The organism is Rhodococcus aetherivorans (genome assembly GCF_011058165.1).
Classification (GTDB): Bacteria; Actinomycetota; Actinomycetes; order Mycobacteriales; family Mycobacteriaceae; genus Rhodococcus; species Rhodococcus aetherivorans.
Genome location: NZ_JAALEG010000197.1, coordinates 1 through 1,281, shown reverse-complemented (window position 1 = coordinate 1,281; position 1,281 = coordinate 1). Strand labels below are relative to the sequence as shown.

At 71.7% G+C, this 1,281-nt stretch carries 1 protein-coding gene; it reads left to right on the top strand.

From position 1 onward, the window contains the following. On the top strand, window positions 1–1,281 hold a 1,281-nt coding region (locus G6039_RS30120), incomplete at both ends, for a bifunctional o-acetylhomoserine/o-acetylserine sulfhydrylase (protein ID WP_072636911.1).

The following is a 1,281-nucleotide window of genomic DNA, read 5'->3' as shown; positions in this document are numbered from 1 at the left end:
CGGCTGGAGCTTCGAGACCAAGCAGATCCACGTGGGCCAGCCCGGCGGCGGCGACACCCGCGCCCGCGCCCTGCCGATCTACCAGACCACCAGCTACACCTTCGACAGCACCGACCACGCCGCCGCCCTGTTCGGCCTCACCGAACCGGGCAACATCTACACCCGCATCATGAACCCCACCCAGGACGCGGTCGAACAACGCATCGCCGCCCTCGAAGGCGGCGCCGCCGCCCTGCTGCTGTCCTCCGGCCAGGCCGCCGAAACCTTCGCCGTGCTCAACCTCGCCGCCGCCGGCGACCACCTCGTCTCCAGCCCCTACCTCTACGGCGGCACCTACAACCTGTTCCACTACACCCTGCCCCGACTCGGCATCGAGGTCACCTTCGTCGACGACCCCGACGACCTCGACCAGTGGCGCGCCGCGATCCGCCCCACCACCCGCGCCTTCTACGGCGAAACCATCGCCAACCCCAAGAACCACCTCCTCGACCTGCCGGGCATCTCCGGGGTGGCCCACGAGCACCACCTGCCGCTGATCGTCGACAACACCGTCGCCACCCCCTACCTGATCCGCCCCCTCGAGCACGGCGCCGACATCGTCGTGCACTCGGCCACCAAATACCTCGGCGGCCACGGCACCGCCATCGCCGGCGTCCTCGTCGACGGCGGCACCTTCGACTGGACCGCCACCGGCCCCGACGGCACCGCGCGGCACCCCCAGTTCGTCACCCCCGACCCCAGCTACCACGGCGTGGTCTACGCCGACCTCGGCGCCCCCGCCTACGCCCTCAAGGCCCGCGTGCAACTGCTGCGCGACCTCGGCGCCGCGGTCTCCCCGTTCAACGCCTTCCTCATCGCCCAGGGCCTGGAAACCCTGTCGCTGCGCATGGAACGGCACGTCGCCAACGCCGCCCGCGTCGCCGAGTTCCTCACCACCCGCCCCGAGGTCACCGCGGTGTCCTACGCCGGCCTGCCCTCCTCCCCCTGGTACCGGCGCGGCCGGCAGCTCGCCCCCCGCGGCACCGGCGCCATCGTCACCTTCGAACTCGCCGGCGGCGTCGACGCCGGCAAGAAGTTCGTCGACGCACTGACCCTGCACAGCCACGTCGCCAACATCGGCGACGTCCGCTCGCTGGTCATCCACCCCGCCTCCACCACCCACTCCCAGCTCACCGCCACCGAGCAACTCGCCGCCGGCGTCACCCCCGGCCAGGTCCGCCTCGCCGTGGGCATCGAAGGCATCGACGACATCCTCGCCGACATCACCACCGGCCTCGAGGC